Source organism: Pantoea sp. CCBC3-3-1, from assembly GCF_007981265.1.
Lineage (GTDB): Bacteria > Pseudomonadota > Gammaproteobacteria > Enterobacterales > Enterobacteriaceae > Erwinia.
Genome location: NZ_CP034363.1, coordinates 4,463,796 through 4,489,598 on the forward strand (window position 1 = coordinate 4,463,796; position 25,803 = coordinate 4,489,598).

General features: G+C 52.5%; 22 protein-coding genes and 1 rRNA gene. 15 read left to right on the forward strand and 8 right to left on the reverse strand.

Features of this window, described 5'->3' with window-relative positions:
* Positions 1 to 46: 46 nt before the first annotated feature.
* From yhdP to csrD, 7 genes are all read right to left on the reverse strand, one after another.
* Positions 47 to 3,856, reverse strand: a complete 3,810-nt coding sequence (yhdP, locus tag EHV07_RS20870; RefSeq protein WP_147200041.1) for an AsmA2 domain-containing protein YhdP — start codon at positions 3,854 to 3,856, stop codon at positions 47 to 49.
* Between the two features lie 145 nt (positions 3,857 to 4,001).
* Entirely contained in the window at positions 4,002 to 5,471 is a 1,470-nt protein-coding gene (gene rng / locus EHV07_RS20875; RefSeq protein WP_147200042.1) for a ribonuclease G, read from the reverse strand.
* Positions 5,461 to 6,054, reverse strand: a complete 594-nt coding sequence (locus EHV07_RS20880) for a nucleoside triphosphate pyrophosphatase (protein ID WP_147200043.1) — start codon at positions 6,052 to 6,054, stop codon at positions 5,461 to 5,463. The genes rng and EHV07_RS20880 overlap by 11 nt, the downstream gene beginning before the upstream one ends.
* Before the next feature lie 8 nt (positions 6,055 to 6,062).
* Positions 6,063 to 6,551, reverse strand: a complete 489-nt coding sequence (mreD, locus tag EHV07_RS20885; protein ID WP_147200044.1) for a rod shape-determining protein MreD — start codon at positions 6,549 to 6,551, stop codon at positions 6,063 to 6,065.
* Positions 6,548 to 7,558 (reverse strand): rod shape-determining protein MreC, encoded by a 1,011-nt coding sequence (gene mreC / locus EHV07_RS20890; protein ID WP_147200045.1) that lies wholly within the window; start codon positions 7,556 to 7,558, stop codon positions 6,548 to 6,550. The genes mreD and mreC overlap by 4 nt, the downstream gene beginning before the upstream one ends.
* 67 nt (positions 7,559 to 7,625) lie before the next feature.
* Positions 7,626 to 8,669, reverse strand: a complete 1,044-nt coding sequence (gene mreB / locus EHV07_RS20895; protein WP_003855260.1) for a rod shape-determining protein MreB — start codon at positions 8,667 to 8,669, stop codon at positions 7,626 to 7,628.
* 316 nt (positions 8,670 to 8,985) lie between these two features.
* Entirely contained in the window at positions 8,986 to 10,935 is a 1,950-nt protein-coding gene (gene csrD / locus EHV07_RS20900; RefSeq protein WP_147200046.1) for an RNase E specificity factor CsrD, read from the reverse strand.
* A gap of 201 nt (positions 10,936 to 11,136) precedes the next feature.
* Here csrD and EHV07_RS20905 point away from each other — a divergent pair, with 201 nt between their 5' ends.
* The 15 genes from EHV07_RS20905 (at position 11,137) to EHV07_RS20980 (ending at position 25,469) form a co-directional block, all read left to right on the forward strand.
* Positions 11,137 to 12,114, forward strand: a complete 978-nt coding sequence (locus EHV07_RS20905) for an MDR family oxidoreductase (protein ID WP_147200047.1) — start codon at positions 11,137 to 11,139, stop codon at positions 12,112 to 12,114.
* 128 nt (positions 12,115 to 12,242) lie between these two features.
* Positions 12,243 to 13,244 carry a protein-methionine-sulfoxide reductase catalytic subunit MsrP gene (gene msrP, locus EHV07_RS20910; RefSeq protein WP_147200048.1) on the forward strand — a complete coding sequence of 334 codons (1,002 nt, stop codon included), beginning with the start codon at positions 12,243 to 12,245 and terminating at the stop codon, positions 13,242 to 13,244.
* 2 nt (positions 13,245 to 13,246) lie between these two features.
* The gene (gene msrQ, locus EHV07_RS20915) at positions 13,247 to 13,846 is read left to right on the forward strand and encodes a protein-methionine-sulfoxide reductase heme-binding subunit MsrQ (protein WP_168199656.1); all 600 of its coding nucleotides are present in this window, start codon (positions 13,247 to 13,249) and stop codon (positions 13,844 to 13,846) included.
* Positions 13,847 to 14,086: 240 nt separating this feature from the next.
* On the forward strand, positions 14,087 to 14,539 hold the full coding sequence (gene aroQ / locus EHV07_RS20920; protein ID WP_147200050.1) for a type II 3-dehydroquinate dehydratase: 453 nt from the start codon (positions 14,087 to 14,089) through the stop codon (positions 14,537 to 14,539).
* Between the two features lie 21 nt (positions 14,540 to 14,560).
* Complete coding sequence (accB, locus tag EHV07_RS20925; RefSeq protein ID WP_147200051.1) at positions 14,561 to 15,034, forward strand: acetyl-CoA carboxylase biotin carboxyl carrier protein; 474 nt, start codon at positions 14,561 to 14,563, stop codon at positions 15,032 to 15,034.
* A gap of 12 nt (positions 15,035 to 15,046) precedes the next feature.
* Positions 15,047 to 16,396, forward strand: a complete 1,350-nt coding sequence (gene accC, locus EHV07_RS20930) for an acetyl-CoA carboxylase biotin carboxylase subunit (protein ID WP_147200052.1) — start codon at positions 15,047 to 15,049, stop codon at positions 16,394 to 16,396.
* A 108-nt stretch (positions 16,397 to 16,504) separates the two neighbouring features.
* Entirely contained in the window at positions 16,505 to 17,386 is an 882-nt protein-coding gene (gene prmA, locus EHV07_RS20935) for a 50S ribosomal protein L11 methyltransferase (RefSeq protein ID WP_147200053.1), read from the forward strand.
* A 135-nt stretch (positions 17,387 to 17,521) separates the two neighbouring features.
* A complete protein-coding gene (locus EHV07_RS20940) occupies positions 17,522 to 18,259 on the forward strand; it encodes a carbonic anhydrase (RefSeq protein ID WP_147200054.1) in 738 nt (245 codons plus the stop codon).
* A gap of 307 nt (positions 18,260 to 18,566) precedes the next feature.
* Entirely contained in the window at positions 18,567 to 19,532 is a 966-nt protein-coding gene (dusB, locus tag EHV07_RS20945; RefSeq protein WP_147200055.1) for a tRNA dihydrouridine synthase DusB, read from the forward strand.
* A 24-nt stretch (positions 19,533 to 19,556) separates the two neighbouring features.
* Positions 19,557 to 19,853, forward strand: coding sequence for a DNA-binding transcriptional regulator Fis (fis, locus tag EHV07_RS20950; protein WP_000462905.1), 297 nt, complete (start codon positions 19,557 to 19,559; stop codon positions 19,851 to 19,853).
* A gap of 200 nt (positions 19,854 to 20,053) precedes the next feature.
* A complete protein-coding gene (lpxP, locus tag EHV07_RS20955) occupies positions 20,054 to 20,974 on the forward strand; it encodes a kdo(2)-lipid IV(A) palmitoleoyltransferase (protein ID WP_147200056.1) in 921 nt (306 codons plus the stop codon).
* A gap of 340 nt (positions 20,975 to 21,314) precedes the next feature.
* A complete protein-coding gene (locus EHV07_RS20965; protein WP_147200058.1) occupies positions 21,315 to 22,340 on the forward strand; it encodes an amino acid ABC transporter substrate-binding protein in 1,026 nt (341 codons plus the stop codon).
* Positions 22,341 to 22,407: 67 nt separating this feature from the next.
* Positions 22,408 to 23,586: an amino acid ABC transporter permease gene (locus EHV07_RS20970; protein WP_147200059.1), complete on the forward strand. Its 1,179-nt coding sequence runs from the start codon at positions 22,408 to 22,410 to the stop codon at positions 23,584 to 23,586.
* Between the two features lie 15 nt (positions 23,587 to 23,601).
* Positions 23,602 to 24,702, forward strand: a complete 1,101-nt coding sequence (locus EHV07_RS20975; RefSeq protein ID WP_147200060.1) for an amino acid ABC transporter permease — start codon at positions 23,602 to 23,604, stop codon at positions 24,700 to 24,702.
* Positions 24,703 to 24,710: 8 nt separating this feature from the next.
* Positions 24,711 to 25,469: an amino acid ABC transporter ATP-binding protein gene (locus tag EHV07_RS20980; RefSeq protein ID WP_147200061.1), complete on the forward strand. Its 759-nt coding sequence runs from the start codon at positions 24,711 to 24,713 to the stop codon at positions 25,467 to 25,469.
* Positions 25,470 to 25,664: 195 nt separating this feature from the next.
* Here EHV07_RS20980 and rrf read toward each other — a convergent pair.
* Positions 25,665 to 25,780: ribosomal RNA gene (rrf, locus tag EHV07_RS20985) — 5S ribosomal RNA — on the reverse strand.
* Positions 25,781 to 25,803 lie beyond the last annotated feature (23 nt).

The window sequence follows — 25,803 nt, forward strand, 5'->3', positions numbered from 1 at the left end:
GCGTTGCATCTCTATAGCCTGAGGCAATTCCCCGGTCACGTCAAATTCACTTCGCGCTCTTTTCCCGCGGTTTCCGCAGAACTTCATCAATTTGCGGTTTGTCGAGCGGCCCGGAAATGTGATAGCGCAGCACCGAAATTTTATTCCATAACGGAGCCAGCGCCTTACTGGCAGCAAAAACGGCAGCGCCGATGACGGGATTGACCGCAAAGGCGGCCGCAACGCCCACGGTGGCGGAGATTTCTGGCGCAACGACCGCTTCCATATCGATCTGCCGCTGCACCAGATTGATTTTGCCTTTCATAGCGATATCCGCTTCCAGACCATCAACCAGCAGGTTATCGGTATGCATAACGCCTTTATCAATCCACGCCGTGCCGTTAATAGAGTCGAAGTAGAACCCCTGACTGAAGGTGTCGGTAAAGTCGAGGCGCAGTTTGCGCAGCAGCGCGTCAAAACTGACCAGGCGGAGCAGCTGCCCGGCGCGTCCCGTATTCACATCGGCAATTTGTCCCGCGCCCAGATGCGACTTGAGAAGGCCGCTCAGCGTTGCTGCGGATGGCTGCCAGGGTGCCGACTGCCAGTGCAAATCGTAATGGATATCGAAAGGTGCGTCTCGCAGCGGCGAGTTGACGCCAAACCAGTTGGTCGCATCATTGATGCTTTTACCGCTCAGCGTCCCTTTCAGCGCGGTACGCTGCGCGCCAGGACGGTTAACCCACTCGCCTTCAACCTTCAGGCGCGAGCTGCCGGTATCAATTAATCCGTTCTGTAGCGTCAGGGTATCGCTGCTGTGCCGTAAACTGGCCTGCATGCGGCCAAATTTTTGCCCGCGCAGCCAGCATTCATCACAGGCAATATTTAACTCAGGCCAGCTGCTGAAATTAATTGTGGTCGCATCACCCGGCAACGGTGAGTTGCCATCCTGCGAAGGCCACTGAGGATTGTAATAGAGGTAGCTAAGATGGGCGTTCCACGGCATATGCTGGGTCATCATCAGTTTGCCATTTAGCTCACGGCCTTTAGCCTCAATTTGGGTATCGCCAGAGACCGTCTGGCTTAGCGTTGCATCGACATCATGCCATTGCTGGCCTGCCAGCGTTAGCGCTGGCGTCCGCAGGGTAATATCGCCAGGAATATAAGCCCGACCAGTGGCGCTCTGGCTGCTCCCTGAACCGGCTGAACCGGCTGAGAACAGTCCCAGCCAGGCTTCGCCATCCAGCGGCGGCAGGTTCAGTACCATTCCTTCGTTTTCTGGCAGCGCGGGCGTCGTCTGAGCATGGTTTTCCCAAATGCCTCGGTCAACGCGAAGCTGCTTGCCCAGTAACCAGTTACTGTTAAAGCGATGATCGTCCCCAACAACGCCGCTCAGCCTGAATGCAGAAAGATTACCCTGAGCTTTTACCGTAACCGGCATGGCCTGACCCGCATGTTTATCTAGCGGCGAAGGTAAGCGACTGCTTACACTCTTCAAATCACCGTTCAGCGTAATTCGATAATCTGCGTCGCCGCTGTGCGGCAGATTAATCTGTACATCACTTTGCCAGCTGGCGCTGCCCTCAAGCTTATTACGCAATGCCGCGGGCACGACATCCATTTTGCCGGGCTGCCAGTTGCCTTTCAGGTCAACGCCAATCTGGTAATCCTTTTTGCCTTCCTCAGTCGTAAAGCTGACATCAATCGGCTGGCCGAACCAGCTTCCGGTCAGTGGCCCACTTTGCAAATTGCCATTGTTATAAGTGAATTGGCCCGAAAGCTGTTTGATAGTGCTGCTAAGCGGCTTAATAAAGAGCGAATTGTTGTTCAGATTGACGTCGCCGCTGGCCGTGACCAGCTTGCCGTCCAGGGGAATATCAAGATGTAAGCGACCGCTTACATCGCCACCAACCTGAAGCTGTTCAAGTGCGCTACCCAGCGTCGATTTCAGTGGCGTCTGGTTAAAGTAGCGGCCAACCTCCGTACCTGCACCGTGGATATCCGCATCGATTATCAACTTTTCTTTCAGATAATCCGGGATCACAGCCGAGATATTTTTGCCTTCAACCTTGCCCAGTAAGGTCTGATCAGCTTTCATAAACAGGCCGTCATTGACGAAATCGAGATTGATGTCGAGGTTTTGCAAATCCGGCCAGCCGGGCTGGAATTGGTAAGTTGCCTGCTTCAGCGGCACCCAAACTTCAAACATACCGTCATTGTGTTTGAACGGGAAAAGATGGGGATTACCCGCGAAAATCAGTGAGGCATTGTGAACCTGGCCACCTTTGATCGCCCCGCTCAGGTAGTTCACCAGCGATTTCCCCATCAATGGTTCCGGGAAGTAGCGCCAGGCATCGCCTGCGTCAGTAACGTTGATACCGGCAAGGATACTTAAGTTTGGCGCTTCGCCTTTGGCCTGTGAATAGCTGAAATCGCCTTTCGCCCACAGAGAACGGGCTTTCACGTCCAGCTGATGACCAGCCAGCTGCAAATGGTTCTGGTCATATTGCCAGTCGATTGAACCACTGGCCCGCTCGATTTCGAGCGGCGCGCGGAACGTCGTGCCGTAAGGCAGCGTAGCCTGATTTACGCCAAGCGTGATTTGCCCGTTAGCCACAGAACCGGAAGCCGAACCGCTGAAGTGTTCCATACCGGGAAGCGTTTCCCAATGCTGCCAGCTCAGATCCTGCCAGCTGGCCTGAAAACGGCTTTGCTCGGGCTGCTTAACGGGAATGTCAGCAGCCAGCATCTTAAGCTGCCCCTGCGGCTGTAATGCACGCCAGTTTTCCAGCAGGGTTGGCGTAAGTTTGGAGAACAGCGGAATGAAAGCGTCCAGACGCCCCAGATCCAGCCGGGTTGCGCGAACGCGAATTTCCTCAGCGCGATCGGGCCCAGGAAGCCGATCTTTCTCCGGGAGCCACAGCAGTGAAAAGCGCCCTTTCGGCCATTGCTGGCCGTCGGTGTTAAAATTGGTCTGCGGCACTTCAATACGCCAGCCGCTGTCGTGTCGTGCAATATGCGCCGAGAGGTTATTGACGCCCAGATGATGGGGCCGCCTGTCGCCCTGCCAGTTTGCGCCGCCCTGTTTTAGCAGGATATCGCCATCATAGACTTCACCTTCTTTCAAACTCATCCAGGCAGCAAGACTGAAGCGCGCGCTCTTAAGCGTGGTGTTATCGCGCATCCATTGTCCCAGCCAGGGCTTAACATCGACGTCGTCTGCCTGTATCCAGGCTCGACCGGTATCAAGGTAGCCATTGGTGTCGCTTAAATCGAGGCGCACCTGCACCACGCCGTGTTGCCCCGTAAAGCTGGAAAGACTGACCAGCCCTTCGGCACGGTGACGCGTTTTTTCATTTAGCCAGGTGAGCTGCGGAACATCAAGCGTGGCACGTTGCCCGGAAGGCGTGAGGAAACTGATTTGGCTCTGACGAAGATCGAAATGATCAAACTGTCGCAGGAACAGATCGCTGAACTGTCCTGGTTTCAGCTGAACTTTGTTGTCGCTGCCGCTTGTTAAAGGCGTATTGGTAAGAAGATTCAGCTGCCAGAAAGTGAGATTACGGAACTGCCAGCGCAGATGCAGTAAAGACTGCCACACGTCGAGCGCCAGCGTCAGGCGATCCACCTTCAGGCTACCGCCATCTTTCAGCCCAACCTGGATGGATTTAACCTCCAGCACCGGGCCAAAATTTTCCCAGCGGCCGTTCAGCTCGCGGGCATTTACCGGCATATCAATGGCGGAAGAGAGGCGCTGTAAAATCGGTTCGCGCCAGCTGTTCATATGCGGCATTACCAGACGCAGGCCGCTGACCAGTAGCGCAATAACGACCACGATTATTGCGCCGGTTAGTAGCAGAATCCTCGGCAATTGCCTCACACACCTCTCCTTGTCTTCCGCGAGAACGGACAATAAGCACGCAAACTTCTCAACCCGCCAGCGGGATCGGACAAGGTGCAGAACCTGTAGTGTACCTAAACGTACAGAAATGTTCAGCGGACGCAATCACGCCCGCCCGCTTTTATTACATCATAACGACGTCGAACTGCTCCTGAGTATAGAGCGGCTCAATTTGTACTTTCACCTGTTTACCGACAAAAATTTCCACCTCTGCCAGCGCGTGTGATTCTTCTGTTTTTAATGCCTCGCCGACAGCAGGCGAAACATAGACCAGGAAGCGATCTGAATCATAAGCATGATGCACACGCACGATCTCACGCATAATCTCATAGCAGACGGTTTCGACCGTTTTCAGCGTGCCGCGTCCTTTGCAAACCGGGCAGTCCTGACAAAGCACATGTTCAATACTTTCCCGCGTGCGCTTACGGGTCATTTCCACCAGCCCAAGCTGCGAGAAACCATTAATGCCGGTTTTTACCCGATCTTTACTCAGCGCCTGTTCCAGCGAATGCAGCACGCGACGACGATGGTCTTCATTACTCATATCGATAAAATCGATGATAATGATGCCGCCCAGGTTACGTAAACGCAGCTGTCGGGCGATAGCCTGCGTCGCTTCAATATTAGTGTTGAAGATGGTTTCATCAAGGTTGCGATGGCCGACAAACGCGCCGGTATTGATATCGATAGTGGTCATCGCCTCGGTTTGATCGATAATCAGATAGCCGCCGGACTTCAGCTCGACCTTACGATCAAGCGAGCGCTGGATTTCGTTTTCAACATCAAACAGGTCGAAAATCGGCTGTTTCCCGGTATACAGCTCCAGCTTTTCGGTCATCTCAGGAATATATTCGCCAGTGAACTCAACGAGATGCTCCCAGCTCAGCCGGGAATCGATACGAATGCGATCCAGCGCCGCGCCGGCGAAGTCGCGCAGAATACGCTGCGACAGGGCCACTTCTCCGTAGAGACGGCAGCGCGTCTTGTTGCGCTTTTTACGTTCAATGACTTTAGTCCACAGGCGCTTGAGGAAAGCGGCATCCGAGGCCAGCTCAACCTCACCCACACCTTCTGCCGCCGTGCGAATGATGTAGCCACCCAGCTCGTCACAATAGGATGAGACGACAGCCTTCAGTCGTTCACGTTCTGCTTCGCTTTCAATACGCTGGGAAACGCCAACGTGTGAAGCGCCAGGCATAAAGACCAGATAACGTGATGGCAAAGTGATATCGGTAGTCAGACGTGCGCCTTTGGTGCCGAGCGGATCTTTCACCACCTGCACCATCAAATCCTGTCCCTGATGAACCAGTTCAGAAATATCACGTACGGCAAAGTTTTTGCGCTCATCACCCGCAACGCATTCGGTGTAGGGAACGATGTCGGACGCATGCAGGAAGGCAGCTTTTTCCAGCCCGATATCAACAAAAGCGGCCTGCATGCCTGGCAGTACGCGGCTGACGCGTCCTTTATAAATATTGCCTACAATCCCTCTGCGCGCTTCGCGCTCGATGTGGATTTCCTGCAAAATGCCGCCATCGATATAGGCAACGCGCGTTTCAGATGGCGTGATGTTTACCAGCAGTTCAGCCGTCATGTTGTTCCCTCACCTCACGCAGCGACTGGAACTGGCTGAACAGCTCGGCCGTTTCAACCAGAGGCAAGCCTACTACCGCGTGGTAGCTTCCATTAATTTTTCTGACAAAGTTGCCGCCCAGTCCCTGAATGCCATAAGAGCCAGCTTTATCCATGGGTTCGCCGCTGGCGATATAAGCTGCGATATCTTCAGCACTCAGATTACGGAATGTCACCTCAGTAACCACCAGGCAATCCAACTGCTGAAATGCATCGGCCAGCGCTACTGCGGTCATTACCTGATGGGTTTGACCGGAGAGTTTAGCTAACATTTCCGCCGCCGCCTGTTCATCGGCCGGTTTTTCCAGCACGTCATTATTCAGTACGACAATGGTGTCTGCACCCAGCACCGGCAAATCTTTTTCCGCTACCGCTACGCCGGCCAGCGCCTTCTCAATAGCCAGACGCCGGACATAGGCCTCAGCCTGTTCATCCGATCGTTTTTCTTCTTCAACTTGCGTTTGCAGACGTTCAAAACGCAGGCCAAGCTGCGTCAGCAATTCACGGCGGCGGGGAGAACCAGAGGCCAGATAAAGGGATACCATAATCTTCCTTATTGAACGGCAAACTGGCGGCGTATTTTTCTCATCAGCAAGAACAGCCAGGGCCACAAAATACCGTCTATGACGCTACTCCAGAAAATTTCTGGTCGAAACGAGACGTTAATGACTAAGAATTCAGCCCAGAATACAATGACATCCATCGCCAGCGAAAGCACCATTACCATGAGCGCCTGTTGCCAGAGCGCCAGATTACGGAACAGCTGAAACTTAAACGCCACCAGATAAGCGACGATACTGAAAGCCAGAGCACGCACGCCCAGCGTCGAGCCGGAAATAAGATCCATTATAGATCCCATCACAAAGCCTGTACCGACATTCACGCGATGAGGTAAAGCCAGTACCCAGTAAATTAACACCAGCAGCAGCCAGGAAGGCCTGAACATATAAATCTGTTCAGGCCAGGGCATGATTTGCAGAACCAGCGCGACCAGGAAAGAGAGCCAGACCACCCAGCGTCCCTGGCTGCGATAGCTGCTCAAGGGCGACCTCCGCGCGAAGCTGGCGCGGTAGCCGCGCCAGAAGACGCCGCTGGCACCTCAGTTTGATTTGGCGCTGGCGGTCCCATCAGTTCATTCGTCGCGGGCAAGACCTGTGGCATCATCTGCATCAGGCGTTCGTTAGCCACGCGATGAACTTCATCCGGTGCCATCGGCATTGTACCGTTACGATCCGCGCCCCACAGTAAAAGCAGGTAGCGCAGGCGTTGCAGGCCAGCCGTTGGGCGCGCCTGAATAACGGTATAGGCACGTTGCGTGTCCAGTTTCACCGACGAGACTACGCCGACCGGATAACCTTCCGGGAAGCGTCCGCCAAGGCCGGAGGTAACCAGCACATCACCGACCCGGATATCCGTATTGCCCGGCAGATGCTCAAGCTGCAAATCTTCCGTACAGCCATTACCAGCAGCGATGACGCGAATATCATTTCGCAGCACCTGAATAGGTAAGGCATGGGATGAATCACAGATCAACATGACGCGGCTGGTAATTTTACCCACGGCAACCACCTGCCCGACCACGCCTTTATCACTGATAATCGGCTGGCCTTCGTACACGCCATTCATGCTGCCTTTATCAATAACCACCTGGTCGGTATAGGGATCGGTACCGGTAGAGATCACCTGAGTGACCATTTTGTGCTCGTCCTGACGCAGCGGCGATCCCAGCAGTTCACGCAGGCGGGCATTCTCCTGCTTAAACTGGCCGAGCATCAGCAGCTCGCTGTTTTTCAGCATCAGTTCGCGTTGTAAGGCTTTGTTTTCCAGCTGAAGCTGCTGGCGAGAGGCCAGTGTCTCAGAAACACTGTCCAGAATCTGACGTGGCCCGTTGGCCAGGAAATAGAAAGGGCTGACCGCCGTATCCATGTAGGTGCGTATCTGGCTGAAAGCGCCCATACGACTGTCGGCGACAATCACGCCTATCGCCACAACAACCGCTAAAAATAAGCGTAATTGCAGGGAAGGTCCCCTGCTGAAGATCGGCTTCATAAACTCGGCGTATTCCTCGACATCATTAACAAGAAGTGCAGGGGCTCCTGCACTCCTTTAAGGCAAATTATTCTTCGCTGAACAAATCGCCGCCGTGCATGTCGATCATTTCCAACGCTTTACCGCCACCGCGAGCAACACAGGTCAGCGGATCTTCGGCTACCACAACCGGAATACCGGTCTCTTCCATCAGCAGACGATCGAGGTTGCGCAGTAACGCGCCACCGCCGGTCAGAACCATACCGCGTTCAGAGATATCGGAAGCCAGTTCTGGCGGACATTGTTCCAGCGCTACCATCACCGCGCTAACAATACCGGTCAGCGGCTCCTGAAGAGCTTCCAGAATTTCGTTGGAGTTCAGCGTAAATCCACGCGGCACACCTTCAGCCAGGTTACGGCCACGCACTTCGATTTCACGCACTTCATCGCCCGGGTAAGCGGAGCCGATTTCGTGCTTAATGCGTTCGGCGGTCGCTTCACCGATCAGTGAACCGTAGTTACGACGCACATAATTAATGATGGCTTCATCAAAGCGGTCACCACCAATACGTACGGAAGAGGAATACACCACGCCGTTCAGGGAGATAACGGCCACTTCGGTAGTACCGCCACCGATATCCACCACCATTGAACCGGTCGCTTCAGAAACCGGCAGGCCTGCGCCAATTGCCGCTGCCATCGGTTCTTCAATCAGAAACACTTCGCGTGCGCCTGCGCCCTGCGCAGATTCACGGATTGCGCGACGTTCTACCTGAGTTGCACCAACCGGTACACACACCAGTACGCGCGGGCTTGGGCGCATAAAGCTGTTGCTGTGAACCTGTTTGATAAAGTGTTGCAGCATTTTTTCAGTCACAAAGAAGTCGGCGATGACGCCATCTTTCATTGGACGAATAGCCGCGATATTGCCAGGCGTACGTCCCAGCATCTGTTTCGCATCATGACCCACGGCAGCCACGCTCTTTGGCGACCCGGCGCGATCCTGACGAATGGCAACAACGGAAGGCTCGTTAAGTACGATGCCCTGCCCTTTCACATAAATCAGGGTATTGGCTGTACCCAGGTCGATGGACAAGTCATTAGAAAACATGCCACGGAATTTTTTAAACATACTGAAGGATAATCCTGCTAGCTGGGGGCGGAAAATAAAATCCGCTTACTTTACCAACCACACGAAGCAGCGACAAGGCGCAAAAACGTTCTACTTCGGTGAAAAATCACGCTATCTCTCGCCTGAGTCACAACCCCAAAAGCCTGTAGCGAACAAAAGACTTGCTACCAGGGTTTTCGCTATCATTTCAAGGCTGCTATACGGACATAACGCACATAAAATCTAACAAATTCGGGTGTCTCTGGATTACCCAGTCAACCGTAGCCGGCACCACAGCCGCGCGGCTATTCTACGTGAAATCCTGCTTAACGGCAGACTAAACTCTATATCTTTGCAAATATTTTTTCACATCGCTGCTTAACGGCTGTGAGGGTGCAAAAAAATCGCCCTGCCCACCACAAACCCCCAACTCTGTGAGGGTTTGCCACTCGCTACGCGTTCTGACCCCCGCAGCGTAAACCTGAGTCGGCATTCGCTTACAGCTTTCCAGCAGGCTTTGGACAAAAAGCTGGTTTTCTGTACGTTGGTCAATATTGCGCACCAACCCGGGATGCAGCTTGATCAACTCGACCTCCAGCTGCTGGATATACCCCGTGCTGACAACAGTGACGCCCGCCTGGTAAATGGCAATCCGACAGCCAAATCCCTTCAGCAAACGAAACGCGTTACCCAAGCGGTTGATGTGTTGACACACATCTGCTTCTGCAAGTTCAAATAAAATGTGATTTCTATGGATCTTTGGACATTGCAACAGTACATCGCGTAGCCAAATTTGGAAGGGACGCTGCAACAGCGCATCAACCGTCAGGGGAATAGCCAGCGTTTCGGACGGCCAGACGGAAAGCAGCGATAATGTGCGGCTGACCAACAGGCGATCGTAGCCTTCAGCCATGCCCATTTGCTGTACCAGCGGTAAAAATTCCGCCGCTGACAGCTCTTTTTCGCCATCGAAAATTCTCGGCATGATTTCGCGATGGTGCACCTGACCTTCCCGGGTCACAGCCGGTTTTTGATAAAGGCGTGGCCCGCCACGATTGAGGGTGTTTTCCAACAGTGTCCGCCACTTCACGCTACCCCGGCTGAGATCCTGCTCGGGCGTTTCGCCAACCGACCAGCTATTCCCGCCAAGCAGCGTCGCCTGACGAGTGGCCTGCTCTACATTTTCCATTACCTGCTGCGTGGTTTGTCCGCTGTGCCAGGCGCTGATGCCGATGTGGATCATGTCCTCGCGATCCAGCATGCGCGTTGGCGGCAACGCATCAACCGCATTGATCAGCTGCGAAGCAATACTGTCGGCATCTTTCAGGCTGCGGTGAGGAAGCAAGACGGCAAAGTCACTACGAAAATAGCGCGCCAGTAGCGCACCTGGATAACGCATCACAAAGGTAGAAAGAAGATTAACCAGCCCAAACAGGTATTCCCGGGTTTCATTGTGCCCCCAGTTATCGCGCAGCGTGTCCAGATCCGGCAGACGGATCATCATCACCATGCCATGCGCGCCGGTGATTTCGTTGTCCTCCAGCATGGTCGCCAGCTGATTGTCAAAAAACAGGCGGTTGTTCAGGCCGGTCATCGCATCCTGAGCGGCAAACGCACGAATAAGCGTATCAACCCGGTTACGTTGCTCGCCCGCTTCCTGGAGGTCAGAAAGCAGCAGATCCAGTGCACTACTGGCTTTAGGCGGCCATTCGTGGACCGATCCCCGTGCGACCGTTTTCCTTTCGCCTTTAATCACTCTTTCCGCGCGTCTCTCAAGCCGTTCCATTCCCTGAAGCTGTCGGTAAAGCCAGCGATGCGAGATAAATAACACCAGCATTAACACGCTCACAGCCAGCAAAATAAGGATGGATATTGATGCGCCAAAAAACGAATTCAGCCAGGTTTTTGCGGTGTCGATCCAGATAATATGCAGCGAAATGCCGGGATGATTTTTCAGGACAATGCGGGATTGCCGATAGCGATTGGGTTCGTCATCCAACATCGCATCCTGATGACGACTGACCATCAGTCCGGGCCGCCGATCCTGTATAAAGGTGATGCGTAGCACCTGTAAAGGTCCCATCACCTGCGGCAACCAGCGGGAAATTTGCTCGGGAGACTCTTTATCCAGCGCCCGGTCGATATCGACGGCCACGTCTTGCAAGCGCTGCTCTGCACGCATATCACTGAGGTAATAAAAGCTCGCAATGCCGCCCACCAGCATCATGATCATGATCAGTGCGCTTAAGAACGTCATCATTGCGGAAAGTTTGGTGGTTAATCGCATCCCTGTGCTCTTTGTCTGCCGTTGAAATAACGCCATCAACTTTTGCCCCGCAGGTCAAGTTGATGCCCGCAATTGCTGATGTTGAAAAATAACACAAATGCGCTGCTTTTATGCACCTGTCTTAGAATTGTGCTCCCTGCCGGGAGTATAGTGAGGTCAGCTTTTTAATATACGCTTAAGCGTTCTTTTCAGGAGATTCTCATGCAGGCTTTGATTCTTGAGCAGTCCGAAGGAAAAACTCTGGCTAACGTCAGGCAGATCCAGGCTGATGCACTGCCACAGGGCGAGGTGACCATCGATATCGCCTGGTCCGGGCTTAATTATAAAGATGCGCTGGCCATTACCGGCAAAGGCAAAATCATTCGTCAATTCCCGATGGTGCCCGGCATTGATTTTGCGGGCACAGTGCATCACAGCGAGGACCCACGCTTTCACGCGGGCCAGTCCGTTTTGCTTACCGGCTGGGGCGTGGGAGAAAATCACTGGGGCGGACTGGCAGAACAGGCCCGAGTCAAAGGCGACTGGCTGGTGCCGATGCCGCAAGGATTGGATGCCCGTAAAGCGATGATTATCGGAACGGCCGGCCTGACTGCCATGCTGTGCGTGATGGCACTGGAAGAAGGGGGCATTACGCCAGAAAGCGGTGAAGTTTTAGTGACCGGTGCCAGCGGCGGCGTAGGCAGTACGGCCGTTTCCCTGCTCAATGCCCTGGGCTATAAGGTGGCGGCGGTAAGCGGAAGAGAGTCAACGCATGATTATCTGCGCGCGCTCGGTGCCAGCGAAATCCTCCCTCGCAGCGCATTTAGCGCCGATGCCCGCCCGCTGGAAAAGCAGCGTTGGGCCGGAGCGATTGATACGGTTGGCGACAAAGTGCTGGCAAGCGTGCTCGCACAGATGAACTACGGTGGCGTGGTTGCCGCTTGCGGACTGGCTGGCGGTGTTAACCTGCCCACCTCGGTTATGCCTTTTATTCTGCGCAATGTTCGGCTACAAGGTGTCGACTCGGTGAATACCCCTGTCGAACGTCGTATTATCGCGTGGGAAAGATTAACCCGAACGCTGCCGGAAAGCTTTTATCAGCAGGCCACACGGGAAATTTCGCTGACAGAGGCGGCCGAAAACGCGGCTAAACTATTAAATAATGCAATCACAGGCCGCACGCTGGTGAAAATTGGCTAAGGTTTATCTCTCGCTCTCCGGCACTGTCCGGAGGGTATTGCCTTCAGAGGAAACAGCGGCTCACGGTCGCCCGTTCGCTGAAATCAGGCGCTTTATGTAGCTACCGGCTCACCTTCTGGAGGATTTTGATGAAGCCCGTCGATAAACTGACTGAAAACGATGTTACGCCTGAATCTATCTTTAACAGCCAGCGCCGTCAGGTAATGAAAGCGATAGGCGTTAGCGCCGCCGCGTTCACCGTGCCCGGCGCCCGTGCCGATATCCTTTCGTGGATTAAGGGCGACAATCGCCCGACGGCAGCGGCTGGCAAACCGCTGGATTTTAGCAGGCCAGCCCAGTACCAGGCCGATTTGCCACTGACGCCGGAAGATAAAGTTAGCGGATACAATAATTTTTATGAGTTCGGACTGGATAAAGCCGATCCGGCCGCTAATGCCGGTTCGCTGAAGACCACCGACTGGAAAATCGAAATTGGCGGCGAAGTGGCAAAACCCATGACGCTGGATATGGATGATATTTTCAAACGCTTCCCGCTTGAACAACGTATTTACCGTATGCGCTGCGTAGAAGCCTGGTCAATGGTCGTTCCCTGGGTCGGTTTTGAGCTGGGCAAACTGCTCAAAGCGGCTGAACCCACCAGCAACGCGAAGTATGTTGCCTTCCAGACTATTTATGCGCCTGAGGAGATGCCGGGCCAGCGGGATCGCTTTGTCGGCGGCGGCATTGATTATCCTTATGTGGAAGGATTGCGTCTGGATGAAGCAATGCATCCACTGACGATGCTAACCACCGGGGTTTACGGTAAAGCGCTGCCGCCGCAGAACGGTGCACCGATTCGCCTCACCGTTCCGTGGAAATATGGCTTCAAAGGCATTAAATCCATTGTGAAAATCACCCTCGTCAAAGCGCAACCGCCAACCACCTGGAATCTGCTGGCCGCCAATGAATATGGCTTCTATGGCAACGTCAATCCGCATGTCGATCATCCTCGCTGGTCGCAGGCGACGGAGCGGTTTATCGGCTCGGGCGGCATTCTTGACGTTAAACGCCAGCCCACGCTGCTGTTCAACGGCTATGCCAGTCAAGTTGCGTCCCTCTATCGTGGTCTTGATCTGCGGGAGAATTTTTAGTGGTGCGACTCAAGCTCAAACAGATTACCGGCCTGAAAGTTTTGCTGCATCTCGCCGGTTTTTTACCGCTAATTTGGCTGTTTCTTGCCGTTAATCAGGGTTGGCTCAGCGCCGATCCGGCTAAGGATATCCAGCATTTTACCGGAAGAATGGCGCTGAAATTTTTACTGGGTTCACTGCTGGTGACGCCACTGGCTCGCTATGGCAAACAGCCTTTACTGATCCGGGTTCGCCGCCTGCTGGGCCTGTGGTGCTTTGCCTGGGCAACGCTGCATCTGGTGAGTTATTCCCTGCTGGAGTTGGGGATCGATAACCTCGGCCTGTTAGGATCGGAACTGATTTCCCGACCTTATCTGACGCTGGGGATCGTTAGCTGGATTATTTTACTGATGCTGGCGCTGACCTCCTTTCAAAAAGCGCAGCGGAAGTTGGGAAAACGCTGGCAAACGCTGCACAATGCCGTTTATATCGTACTGATCCTCGCCCCCATTCACTATCTCTGGTCTGTGAAAACTTTTTCGCCTCAACCCTGGATTTATGCGCTGATCGCCGCCGTTTTGCTGCTCTGGCGTTATAAAAAATTCCGCCTGTGGTGGTCATGAGGATGAATGCCGCATGAAGTTATGGGTCTTTCATAACGCATTTTCGCCGAAGAGTGAGCAAACATCTTCGCTGATACGACCAGTATTTTGCTGCGAATTGCGTTGAAACCATTATAATGCCCGACTTCAAACCTGCTGACAGGTCAAACGAGAGCGCAAATTGCATCATGAAAGGTGACAAATGCCTTTCCGCGTTGTATTTTGTGCGATGCCTCAATTATCGCAGGAGATAGCCGCAAGATGGCTGATAAGTTTCACATACTGCTTTTGAACGGTCCCAACCTGAATCTTCTTGGCACCCGTGAGCCAGAAAAGTACGGGAAAACGACGTTGGCAGAGATCGTCAGCGATATGACATCGCAGGCTGACGCGCTCAACGTGAAGCTAAGTCATCTGCAGTCTAATGCAGAATATGCGTTAATTGACCGCATTCATGAGGCAAAAGGCAATGTCGATTATATCGTCATTAACCCGGCGGCTTTCACACATACCAGCGTAGCGCTTCGCGATGCACTGCTTGCAGTCAGCATCCCTTTTATTGAAGTTCACCTGTCAAATGTGCATGCCCGCGAACCCTTTCGCCATCATTCTTATCTTTCTGATATTGCTGCTGGCGTAATCTGTGGACTTGGCGTCGACGGTTATTCCTGGGCTTTACAGACGGCGGTTAAACGCCTGTCAAAATCTAATTAAACAGAGTACGGAACCACACTCATGGATATTCGTAAGATTAAAAAACTGATCGAACTGGTTGAAGAATCAGGCATTGCTGAACTGGAAATTTCTGAAGGTGAAGAATCCGTTCGCATCAGTCGTTCACCTGCAAACACAGGTTATCCGATGATGCAGCAGGCCTATGCTGCGCCAATGATGCAGCAACAGCCCGCGCTGGCTACTGCCGTTGCGCCTGCCACTACCCCTGCAATGGAAGCGCCTGCTGCAGCTGAGATCAGTGGTCACATCGTACGTTCACCAATGGTCGGTACTTTCTACCGCACGCCAAGCCCTGACGCAAAAGCCTTTGTGGAAGTGGGCCAGAAAGTTAACGCTGGCGATACCCTGTGCATCGTTGAAGCGATGAAAATGATGAACCAGATCGAAGCCGATAAATCCGGCGTAGTTAAAGCGATCCTGGTCGAAAGCGGTCAGCCTGTTGAGTTTGACGAGCCGCTGGTAGTCATCGAATAAACGAGGCGAACCATGCTGGATAAAATTGTTATAGCGAACCGCGGCGAAATTGCGCTGCGCATCCTGCGTGCCTGCAAAGAGTTGGGCATCAAGACTGTGGCCGTGCATTCAAGCGCGGATCGCGATTTGAAACACGTACTGCTGGCAGATGAAACCGTTTGTATCGGTCCTGCTCAGTCAGTCAAGAGCTACCTGAACATCCCTGCCCTGATCTCTGCGGCAGAAATCACTGGCGCAGTGGCGATTCACCCAGGCTATGGCTTCCTGTCCGAGAATGCGGACTTTGCCGAGCAGGTTGAGCGTTCAGGCTTTATTTTTATCGGCCCGAAAGCCGATACCATTCGCCTGATGGGAGACAAAGTCTCCGCTATCACGGCAATGAAAAAAACGGGCGTACCGACCGTACCGGGTTCTGACGGTTCGCTGGGCGAAGACATGGAGAAAAACCGTGCCATTGCCAAGCGTATCGGCTATCCGGTAATCATTAAGGCGTCCGGCGGCGGCGGCGGTCGCGGCATGCGTGTTGTGCGCGGCGACAAGGATCTCGAGCAGTCCATTAACATGACGAAAGCGGAAGCCAAAGCGGCTTTCAATAACGACATGGTCTACATGGAAAAATACCTTGAGAATCCACGCCACATCGAGATTCAGGTGCTGGCTGATGGCCAGGGCAACGCCATCTATCTGGCAGAACGTGACTGCTCAATGCAGCGTCGTCACCAGAAAGTTGTGGAAGAAGCGCCTGCGCCGGGCATCACTGAAGAGATGCGTCGCTTTATCGGCGAGCGTTGTTCTAAAGCCTGTATCGATATCGGCTATCGCGGTGCGGGTACGTTCGAATTCCTGTTCGAGAATGGCGAATTCTACTTTATCGAGATGAACACCCGTATTCAGGTTGAGCATCCGGTAACGGAAATGATCACCGGCGTGGATCTGATCAAAGAGCAGCTGCGTATTGCTGCCGGTCAGCCGCTGTCGATCAAGCAGGAAGACGTTGTGATCCGCGGCCATGCGGTGGAATGCCGTATCAATGCCGAAGATCCCAATACGTTCCTGCCAAGCCCTGGCAAAATCACGCGCTTCCATGCACCAGGCGGGTTTGGCGTTCGTTGGGAATCTCATATCTACGCGGGCTACACCGTTCCGCCGTACTATGACTCCATGATCGGTAAGCTGATTACCTATGGTGAGACGCGTGACGTAGCTATCGCCCGCATGAAGAATGCGCTGGCGGAGCTGATCATCGACGGCATCAAAGTTAACGTTGAGCTACAGATGAAGATCATGAATGACGAGAACTTCCAGATTGGTGGAACCAACATCCACTACCTGGAGAAGAAACTCGGCCTTCAGGAAACCTGATTAGCCTGACGTCTAAAATAAGGCCGGTCTGACCGGCCTTTTTCTTTGGCGGTCCCTGTCGGGACCCGCGAGCCGTAAAGACCCCCCTGCTGAATAAAGAGAATCGCCATGCCCTGGATACAAATGAAAATTAACACCACTGGCGCGCAAGCTGAAGAATTGGGCGATGCGCTGATCGAGAACGGGGCTGTCTCGGTCACGTTCCAGGATACGCACGATAATCCGGTTTTCGAACCGCTGCCCGGTGAAACCCGCCTGTGGGGTGATACGGATGTGATTGGCCTGTTCGACGCTGAAACAGAGATGGCGTTTGTGATTGCGGGCCTGGAATCTCATCCTTTACTGGGCGCCGGATTTGTACACAAGATCGAGCAGATCGAAGACAAAGACTGGGAGCGCGAATGGATGGATAACTTCCACCCCATGCGCTTTGGTCAGCGGTTGTGGATCTGTCCAAGCTGGCGCGACGTGCCGGATCCTGATGCAGTTAACGTCATGCTCGATCCGGGCCTGGCTTTTGGTACGGGAACGCATCCGACTACCGCACTGTGCCTGGCATGGCTGGATGGGCTGGATTTAGCGGGTAAGACCGTTATCGATTTTGGCTGTGGTTCCGGCATCCTGGCCATTGCGGCGCTGAAGCTGGGCGCAGCAAAAGCGATCGGTATTGATATCGATCCGCAGGCTATCCAGGCCAGCCGCGATAACGCTCAACGTAACGGCGTCTCCGAGCGTCTGTCGCTGTATCTGCCTCATGAGCAGCCCGAGAATCTGAGTGCCGATGTCGTGGTCGCAAACATCCTCGCAGGCCCCCTGCGCGAGCTTGCGCCGTTGATTAGCGTATTGCCTGTGGCTGGTGGTCATCTGGGCTTATCCGGCGTGCTGGCGAGTCAGGCAAGCAGCGTGTGCGAAGCTTATGAAGCGCAATTTGCCCTCGATCCTGTCGCTGAAAAAGAAGAGTGGTGCAGAATTACCGGCATTCGTCGCTAATTTTTTCTTCGGCTCCACGGAAGGAGCGGATGCTTTTACAGCAAAATAGCATTACTATCTGTGCGGGTTTTTATTCGTGTGCCGGTATGCGTCCGCATGCTGGTAAAAAACAGATAGTCAGGATCATAAAGGATTATGAACAAGACAAAATCAGTACTGCTGATCGCAGCAATAGCAACGATGCCCGCCTGGGCTACGCCCGCCATTCACTGGTCCTATGAAGGCAAAGCCGGCCCGGAACACTGGGCAGAGTTAGGGGATGAATTTAAAACCTGTAAAGCGGGTCAGTATCAGTCTCCCATTGATATTAACCAGGTTATCGACGGGAAACTGCCCGAGCTCAAGTTTAATTTTCATACCGATACCAAAACCATCGTCAACAATGGCCACACCATCCAGATTACGGTAAAAGACAGCGATGACTTCACGTTAGATGGTCACGCCTTTGTCCTTAAGCAGTTTCATTTTCACGCGCCCAGCGAAAATCATCTCTTCGGTAAGGCTTTCCCGCTGGAAGCACACTTTGTGCATGCGAATGCGGCTGGCGAGCTGGCTGTGGTCGCCGTGATGTTTCAACAGGGAGCGGAAAACAGCACGCTGAGACCGTTAATCGATTCTGTGCCTGAACGTCAGGATCGCGTTGAGGTGATGAAACAGCGTGTGGATCTGGCCGGGCTTTTTCCACAGGATAAGCATTACTATCGTTTCAGCGGTTCGCTCACTACGCCTCCCTGTACTGAAGGTGTGCGCTGGCTGGTAATGAAGCAGCCGGTATCGCTTTCTGCGGAGCAGTTGATGACGTTCCAGCAGGCGCTGAAACAGGCTAATAATCGTCCATTACAGCCGCTCCACGGCCGGGTCGTTGTTGATTAGAACGGGGACAGAGAATCTCTTCAGGTGTAGCGCAATGCCGCTTTCTGACGCAACTTGTCCCGTTTTTGGCGCAAAGAACCGTGATTTATATTGTTAAGTGGCTCACAAAAAAAGAAAAATATTTGTACATAATTTCGCCTTAAAATTACAACGTATTGTTAATTAAAGGTATTTAATTCAGCCGCTGATGGAATAAGCGCTGTCGGCGGGCTGAAAGCGCCAATTGTTCAAAGTTTGGCCTTTCATCTTTTTGAAAAAATGCGTAATATACGCCGCCTTGCGAACACACTATGGTCACTTTTTTTTCATGCGCATAGGAAACCACCAGCTTCGCAATCGCCTGATTGCAGCACCAATGGCCGGAATTACCGACAGGCCTTTCCGGACACTTTGCTATGCAATGGGTGCTGGTATGACCGTATCGGAGATGATGTCGTCAAATCCCGAAGTCTGGGCCAGCGACAAATCCCGTTTGCGTATGGTACACAGTGACGAGCCCGGTATTCGTACCGTGCAGATTGCCGGTTGTGACCCTGAAGAGATGGCTGCCGCCGCGCGCATAAATGCCCTATCCGGTGCGCAGGTGATCGATATCAATATGGGATGTCCGGCTAAAAAAGTGAATCGTAAGATGGCGGGGTCTGCCCTGCTGCAACATCCGGAGTTGGTGAAGTCTATCCTCTCTGCGGTCGTCAATGCAGTAGACGTGCCCGTTACGCTGAAGATTCGCACCGGCTGGGACGCAGACAACCGCAATTGTGTTGAAATTGCCCAATTGGCTGAGCGTTGTGGCATTCAGGCCCTGACCATTCACGGACGCACTCGCGCGTGTTTGTTCAACGGCAACGCTGAATATGACAGCATTCGGACAGTTAAGCAGAATGTCTCTATTCCCGTTATCGCGAACGGAGACATTACTGACCCGCATAAAGCCAGAGCCGTACTTGACTATACGGGGGCAGATGCCCTGATGATAGGACGTGCGGCTCAGGGAAGACCGTGGATCTTCCGGGAAATCCAGCACTATCTGGACACTGGGGAGCTGCTGGCACCGATGCCACTAGCTGAAGTAAAGCGCTTGCTTATCGAGCACCTACGGGAACTGCACGACTTTTATGGTCACCGCAAAGGATACCGTATTGCCCGGAAGCACGTCTCCTGGTATCTCCAGGAGCATGCCCCAAACGACCAGTTTCGGCGCACATTCAACGCCATTGAGGATGCCAGCGAACAGCTGGAGGCGTTGGAGGCATACTTCGAAAAACTTGCATAATAGAAATAAAGAGCTGACAGAACTATGTTCGAACAACGCGTAAATTCTGACGTACTGACCGTTTCAACCGTTAACTCCCAGGATCAGGTGACCCAAAAGCCCCTGCGTGATTCGGTCAAACAGGCACTGAAGAACTATTTTGCTCAACTGAATGGTCAGGATGTTAATGACCTGTATGAGCTGGTTTTGGCTGAAGTGGAACAGCCTCTGTTAGACATGGTTATGCAATATACCCGTGGCAACCAGACCCGTGCAGCCCTGATGATGGGTATCAACCGCGGTACGCTGCGTAAGAAACTGAAAAAATACGGCATGAACTAAGTTTCGGTTCATTGTGATGGAGGCGCTACAATATTGTTAGCGCCTTTTTTAATGTCTGTTGCTCAGAGAAAATTGTCGGGATTGGGCAAATAACAGGCGAACAGCTCAACTTCCTGTTAAAAATGTTGTCTTACTTTCTGTACCGCTACGGATTAAGTTCTTTATGCGCTACATCTTCCCTGAACGCATAAAGAGGAATTATGAAGGCTTCCCCTCGTTTTACCCGCAGCTTAATGCACCCTCGTTACTGGATAACCTGGCTCGGTTTGGGACTCCTGTTTTTACTCGTTCAACTTCCCTTTCCCTTGTTGCAGAAGCTGGGCACCTGGATGGGTCGGACATCAATGCGCTTTCTTAAACGCCGCATTCGTATTACCCGCCGTAATCTTGAACTCTGTTTTCCTGATATGCCCGCGGAACAACGCGAACTGACCATCGTACGCAATTTTGAATCGTTGGGCATGGGCCTGCTGGAAACGGGTATGGCGTGGTTCTGGCCCGACCGTCGGGTAAAGCGCTGGTTTACCGTTAACGGACTGCACAATCTAAAAGCGGCCCAGCAGGATGGTCGTGGCGCGCTGATTATCGGCGTGCATTTTATGTCACTCGAGCTGGGTGGTCGGGTAATGGGCTTATGCCAGCCGATGATGGCAATGTACCGGCCTCATAACAACAAACTCATGGAATGGGTACAGACCAAAGGTCGTATGCGTTCTAATAAGGCGATGATTAACCGTCGCGATCTGCGTGGCATGGTTCAGGCGCTGAAACAAGGTGAGGCCGTTTGGTTTGCACCGGATCAGGACTACGGTCCGAAAGGGAGCGTTTTTGCTCCGCTTTTCGCCGTACCAGAAGCGGCAACAACCAGTGGCACATGGATGATTGCGCGTATGGCCAAACCTGCAATGATCACCGTAGTGCTAATCCGTAATGAAGATGGCAGCGGCTATGAACTGGTTATTCAGCCAGAACTGAAAGATTATCCTATTGCTGATGAGCAGCAGGCTGCTACCTATATGAATAAAGTGATTGAACACGAAATCATGCGTGCGCCCTATCAGTATATGTGGCTACATCGTCGCTTTAAAACCCGCCCGGATGGCGCTCACTCGCTCTATTAATTTGCCAGATCCTGTTTTCACCAGCTCAGTCGCTTCTGAGCTGGTTCATCCCCCTCCCCCTGCAACAAAAGTTACACTTCTGAGAATTACCTTCCACCTCCCTGCAACAATTTGCACCATTTGTGACCAATCCCGCTGTTTTTGCCCCTGTCTGGTGCGCGATATTAAGTAAACTTTCAATATGCTTCCAATTATTAGCATTCCTTTCTAACAAATTCAGGTTGCTGCAAATCTGGCATTACCTTTGCAGTGTCGTGGATAGCCCGCGTCATAAGCAGGACAACATGCACCGTAACGTGCGCTGAACATAACAACACGATTTCGCCACACAGGATGCTTTATGAAAAAAATGATGCTCTCCACGTTGGTTGCAACCGCAGCGCTGTTTGCAGTTGCGAATCAGGCTCATGCAGGCACCACACTGGATGCCATAAAAAAGAAAGGCTTTGTGCAATGCGGTATCAGTGATGGGCTGCCCGGCTTTTCTTTTGCCGATGCCAGTGGAAAATTCAGTGGTATTGATGTGGATGTCTGCCGTGCAGCGGCTGCGGCAGTGTTTGGTGATGCGTCGAAAGTTAAATATACCCCGCTGACCGCAAAAGAGCGTTTCACTGCGCTGCAGTCAGGAGAAGTCGATATTCTTTCACGCAATACGACCTGGACTTCGGCTCGTGACGGCGGTATGGGCTTTATTTTTGCCGGCGTAAACTACTATGACGGTATTGGTTTCCTGACCCATCAGAAAGCCGGTCTCAAAAGCGCTAAAGAGCTGGATGGCGCAACCGTATGCATCCAGGCGGGAACCGACACGGAGCTCAATGTTGCTGACTTCTTCAAGGCCAACAACATGCAGTACACCCCGGTGACGTTCGACCGCTCTGATGAATCTGCAAAAGCGCTGGATACCGGTCGCTGCGACACGCTGGCTTCGGATCAGTCCCAGCTTTATGCACTGCGTATTAAACTCGGCAAGCCAGATGAGTTTATCGTGCTGCCGGAAGTTATTTCTAAAGAGCCTTTAGGGCCGGTGGTTCGTCGTGGTGACGACGACTGGTTCACTATCGTGAAATGGTCGTTGTTCGCAATGCTGAACGCTGAAGAGATGGGTATTACGTCCAAAAACGTTGATCAGATGGCAGCGAAACCAACCACGCCTGATATGGCCCATTTGTTGGGGTCGGAGGGCGACTTCGGTAAGGACCTGAAGCTGGACAATAAGTGGGCTTACAACATTGTTAAGCAGGTGGGTAACTATCAGGAAGTGTTCGATCGTAACGTCGGTAAAGACAGCCAGTTGAAAATTGCTCGTGGTCAGAATGCGCTTTGGAACAAAGGCGGTATTCAGTACGCGCCGCCAGTACGCTAATTCCTTCCGTTAACAGGGCGTCGCCGGGCGGCGCCTTCGTCAGAGTGCTCATAGCTGAGGTTTCAACATGTCTCAACGCCCAGCCGTAAAATGGGATTTATCATTCGGCAATCCCGCGGTGCGCGCCTGGCTGTACCAGATTTTAGCCGTTGCCGCTGTGTTGGGAATTGCGGGTTATCTGGCCCATAACACCCTTATTAATCTGGCAAATCGTGGCATTACGTCAGGCTTCGCTTTCCTTGAGCGCAGCGCCGGTTTTGGTATCGTGCAGCATCTGATCGAATACACAGAGGGAGATACCTATGCGCGGGTATTTCTGGTCGGACTGACTAACACTCTGCTGGTATCCGCTTTATGTATCGTTTTTGCTTCTTTCCTCGGCTTTTTTATTGGCCTGGCACGCCTGTCTGATAACTGGCTGTTACGTAAAATTTCAAATATCTATATCGAAATCTTCCGTAATATTCCGCCGCTGCTGCAAATCTTCTTCTGGTACTTCGCCGTACTGCGTAACTTGCCTGGGCCACGTCAGGCGCTTAACGCCTTCGATCTGACCTTTGTCAGCAACCGGGGTTTATACATTCCATGGCCTGAATATGCTCCAGGTACATGGCCGTTTATCGTGGCGCTACTGCTGGCTGTGGCTGGGACTTATGCTCTGTTTCGCTATAACCGGGCTTATCAATTAAAGACCGGGCAGTTCAGGCGTGTGTGGCCCTCAGCGCTGGCTATGCTGATCCTCTTTCCGCTGATAGCGCATCTGATGTTTGGTGCAGCAATGCATTGGGATATTCCACAGCTTCGCGGCTTTAACTTTCGTGGAGGCTTTGTTTTGATCCCCGAGCTGGCAGCCCTAACGCTGGCGCTGTCCATCTACACTTCTTCCTTCATTGCCGAAGTTATCCGCTCGGGTATCCAGTCTGTTCCTTATGGCCAGCATGAAGCGGCTCGCTCACTGGGTCTGCCAAATCCGGTGACGCTGCGTCAGGTCATTATCCCACAGGCGATGCGCGTTATTATTCCGCCATTAACCAGCCAGTATCTGAATATCGTGAAAAACTCTTCGCTGGCCGCAGCGATTGGCTATCCCGATATGGTTTCGCTCTTTGCCGGTACGGTACTGAACCAGACAGGTCAGGCAATTGAAACCATCGCGATCACCATGGGCGTTTACCTGATTATCAGCCTGCTGATTTCGCTGTTGATGAATATCTATAACCGCAAAATTCGCCTGATTGAGCGCTAAGAGAACGGGATCATTATGACTTTAGCCACTCAAGATACACCCCCGACCACCGGACATAAATTTTTAAACGCTGTCAGTTGGGCAAGGAAAAACTTGTTCTCAAACTGGGCAAATTCCCTGCTGACGCTGTTTTGTCTGTGGGTTATCTGGACTGTAATACCACCCGCCCTTAACTGGCTTGTGTTTCAGGCGAACTGGTTTGGTTCAACACGGGCCGATTGTACAAAGGAAGGGGCCTGCTGGGTCTTTATTCATGCCCGCTTTGGCCAGTTTATGTATGGACTTTATCCTCATGAACTTCGCTGGCGCATTAACCTGGCGCTAATTATTGGTCTGGTTTCAGTAGTGCCCTTGTTCATTAAAAGTATGCCGCGACGCGGCCTTTACCTTGTGGTCTGGGCCATCGCGTATCCTGTTATCGTCTGGTTCTTACTCTATGGCGGGTTTGCGGGTCTTGAACGGGTTGAAACCCGTCAGTGGGGTGGACTGACGCTGACATTGATTATCGCCTCAGTCGGCATTGCCGGCGCGTTTCCATTGGGCATTTTGCTGGCTCTTGCGCGACGCTCAACCATGCCAGTCGTACGCTCGCTCGCGGTAATCTTTATTGAGTTCTGGCGTGGCGTCCCGCTGATTACCGTGTTGTTTATGTCTTCGGTTATGTTGCCGCTGTTCATGTCGGAAGGGAGCAGTATCGATAAATTGATTCGCGCGTTGGTCGGGGTCATCCTTTTCCAGTCAGCATACGTCGCGGAGGTGGTACGTGGTGGCTTACAGGCTCTGCCGAAGGGGCAGTATGAAGCCGCAGAGTCACTGGCTCTCGGTTACTGGAAAACACAGGCATTAGTGATCCTTCCCCAGGCGCTAAAGTTGGTCATTCCGGGCCTGGTAAACACGATTATCGCCCTGTTTAAAGATACCAGTCTGGTGATCATTATTGGCCTGTTTGATCTGTTCAGTAGCGTGCAGCAGGCGACGGTTGATCCCGCCTGGCTGGGCATGTCAACGGAGGGATATGTCTTTGCCGCTCTGGTTTACTGGATTTTTTGTTTTAGTATGTCGCGCTATAGCCAATATCTGGAAAAGCGTTTTCACACCGGGCGTACGCCGCATTGAGGCTTAATATGACTAAATCTTTAATTCAACCTGATAACGCGATGATTACGCTGGAAAATGTGAATAAGTGGTATGGGCAATTCCATGTATTAAAAGACATCAATTTACAGGTAAAAGCCCGGGAACGTATTGTTCTTTGTGGCCCTTCAGGCTCCGGTAAATCAACCACTATTCGCTGTATTAATCATCTGGAAGAGCATCAGCAGGGTAGAATCGTCGTTGATGGTATTCATCTCAATGATGACCTGCGCAATATTGAACGTGTACGTACAGAAGTAGGTATGGTGTTTCAACACTTTAATCTTTTCCCTCATCTCAGCGTTTTGCAGAACTGTACGCTTGCGCCAATATGGGTACGTAAAACTCCCAGGAAGGAAGCTGAAGAGCTGGCAATGCACTATCTGGAACGAGTGCGTATTGCAGAACATGCACATAAATTTCCTGGTCAACTCTCTGGCGGCCAGCAACAGCGTGTGGCGATTGCCCGCTCCCTCTGCATGAAACCTAAAATTATGCTGTTTGATGAGCCCACCTCTGCTTTAGATCCAGAAATGGTAAAAGAGGTTTTGGATACTATGATTGGGCTGGCAGAAGATGGCATGACTATGCTGTGTGTAACACATGAGATGGGCTTTGCCCGGACAGTCGCAGACCGAGTGATCTTTATGGATCGCGGAGAAATCGTTGAGCAGGCTCCGCCACAAGACTTTTTCTCTGCACCAAAATCTGAGCGTACCCGCGCTTTCCTTTCTCAGGTTATTCACTAGGTTAATTAGATAACGAGTTTCCCGGTAATACATACCGGGAAATTTTGTACAGATTGCCGGCCCTTATAAGCGCTGAAAAACAATTCAATCACGCCACGCAGCCGTTGAGTTACCCACTTTTTAAGCCTCAGGCGCCTTTTTGCGCCCCAAACGCAAAAAACCCTGACCGTGAGGTCAGGGTTATCGCAATTTGATGCCTGGCAGTTCCCTACTCTCGCATGGGGAGACCCCACACTACCATCGGCGCTACGGCGTTTCACTTCTGAGTTCGGCATGGGGTCAGGTGGGACCACCGCGCTAAAGCCGCCAGGCAAATTCTGTGCTCTGTCCTGTG